The following is a 2435-nucleotide window of genomic DNA, read 5'->3' as shown; positions in this document are numbered from 1 at the left end:
TAACGCCCAAAGCTACAGAACCGCAAGGCAAAGCCTTGTGGGTTCTGTAGCCTTTGATTGTTATATTTGTTTAGCGACCAAGATTGTGCTCTCATATGTAAAAACAACTTCTTCATTTTGATTAATTAACTCATTGTAAAACTTTACAATTCCGATATTTGGTTTGCTTTTTGAAGGCCTAGATTCAACAACAGTACCTTTAGCTCTTAATGTATCTCCTGGTCTTGCTGGAGCTTTTAGTTGTATTGAGTCAAACCCGAGGCCGCTTACAATGGCGGCCTTATCTTCTTCAGGTACTTTTGTTACCAGACCTATTGCAATAGAGAATAAATGAACAGCAGGAGAAACTAGCCCTCCAAATGGTGATGTTTTAGCGGCTTCAAGGTTAGTATGAAATGGTTGTGGATCCCATCTGGTTCCAAACTCAATTATTTCTTCTTCGGTAATTTCATGCCTACCAGCAAACTCGTCACATAGGCCTTCTTTATAAAATTCAAAATGTCTCATACTTCTCCGAAAATATAACCAAGCTGTAGGAAAATTGATTATTTACATCAAGTCATCCGCAGCCAAATATAATTTAATTTATTGAATGGCATAGAGGCCAACCTTTAAAAATAATCCTCTAAGCCGCTATTTATAGTGTCTTGAACATTCTCGCTACAGGTAGCACTTTATCTGCTTGCGCTACGCATACTGAGGTATATCCCCATACCGCCATAGTTTCTCGATATTATGCATAATACAACAGATTGTCCATTGTGCCGTGACTTTAGCTTTACCTCGCAACGTGAGTTTGTTAATTCCTTTATTACTCGTGATATTTCCAAACACCGGTTCTATAGTCCACATGCGTTTCGCATAATCTTTTCTTCCTTGCTCACTATCTATCCTTTTCTTCATAAGATCTAAATAATTAGTGTTATTCTCATCGCTAACAATAAACGAAGCTTGCCTACCATGATCTTTTAAAGGGTGTTTCATACACTTGCTTTGTATAGGGCAAGCTCGGCAATTTTTAAGATACGACTTAAAGCGATGGTATCGCTTGCTGTTAATTTCAAAATGATCGCCGTGATACATCATTTCGTGACCGTTAGGGCAAACACATATTTTGGCTGCTTCATTAAAACTAAATTCAGAAGCAGGAATTTTTGCCGTGTTTTTACCTCGGTCTTTTCTCGTTTTCTGTCTGTGAGCTTTGTGTTTCTTTACTGATTCGGAATTCGAGATACGCGGATCTCGTTGACGAAAGTTGGTGTCGGGAATAGCAGCGTTGATTCCTTCGTCATATAGGTACTTCATGTTGTCTTCGCTGGAATAACCCGTGTCAGCGGTGAGTAACAGCCCCTTGTCAAAAATATCCTCACCTAAGTTTTCTTTAATGCTTTCAATCATGGGTTTAAGTAAAGATTGGTCTGCACCAATACCAAAACAATCTGTTGCTACCACCACCTGGTGCAGCTCGTCAGACGCTGTTTGGCAATTATACCCTTGTAGAGTGCCTCTTGAGGTAGTGGACTTACAGCTTTCATTATCGGTAATGTTACTTTGTACTTCAGTTTTCCTTTTACCACTACCAATACGTTTTTTGTTATTGTTAAGAAAATCATCAATTTTATCTGCATTTTTTAGAAGCGTTTCTACAGTTTGTTTTTCCTTCTTATTATCATCATCAGTTCCGCCATCGTTTAGAAGATGCCGGTCAATGATGTTTTTCGCAGAGTTACGGAGTTTATCTGATTTCTTTTTAAGGTCTTTATGGGTGCCGCTCCATTGTTTAGATGCATCTGAGGGAAGCCTACAACCATCAATGGCGAAATGCGCTTTACCGACTAAACCACTTTTGCAGCAGATCATTAAAACCTTATGAAATAAGGATTTCATTTCCTCAGTATTGCTACTCACAAAATCTGCGATGGTAGTAAAGTGTGGCGTTTTCCCGGCAGCAAGCGCCATAAATTTCAAATCTGTTTTGCAGTTTCTCTCTATCGCTCGGCTTGAAGTAATACCTCGGTAATAAGCATAAAAGACGACGCGTAATAAAAGTGCCGGAGGATAAGCTTTGCGACCTACTTTTTTATTTTTATAACGAGACTCAAATTCCTCTAAATTGAGAGTGTGCGTTAATAAGGTATAAAGGCAATATTCAAAAGTATTTTCGCCCAAGACATCCAAGTAATTGATATCAATAAAAACACTTTGATTAAGGTTATCGTCTAGGTAATTTGACATTAATGCGCCCATAAGAGGTTGGTGAGTGCATTTTATAGTAATGAGCCAGGTATTACGTGGGTTTAATCTATTTTTCTACAGCCTGAACGCCTCAATCAGCCGATGCGTTATCGGTTAGCTTCATTGATTTGTTAACTATTACTACAGGTTTAAAATTATTTTCAAAGTTTTCAGGTTTGGCACTCATGATTTTATATTTG

The 2435-nt window shown here is 38.3% G+C and carries 2 protein-coding genes; both read right to left on the bottom strand.

The features are described from left to right. Window positions 1-60 precede the first annotated feature (60 nt). Complete coding sequence (locus HRT72_05875) at window positions 61-507, bottom strand: MaoC family dehydratase N-terminal domain-containing protein (protein ID NQY67234.1); 447 nt, start codon at window positions 505-507, stop codon at window positions 61-63. Window positions 508-687: 180 nt separating this feature from the next. Further along, window positions 688-2247, bottom strand: a complete 1560-nt coding sequence (locus HRT72_05870; protein NQY67233.1) for an IS1182 family transposase — start codon at window positions 2245-2247, stop codon at window positions 688-690. Window positions 2248-2435: the final 188 nt, after the last annotated feature.

The sequence above is a fragment of the Flavobacteriales bacterium genome (assembly GCA_013214975.1).
Classification (GTDB): Bacteria; Bacteroidota; Bacteroidia; order DT-38; family DT-38; genus DT-38.
This window is presented reverse-complemented; position numbering and strand designations above follow the sequence as displayed.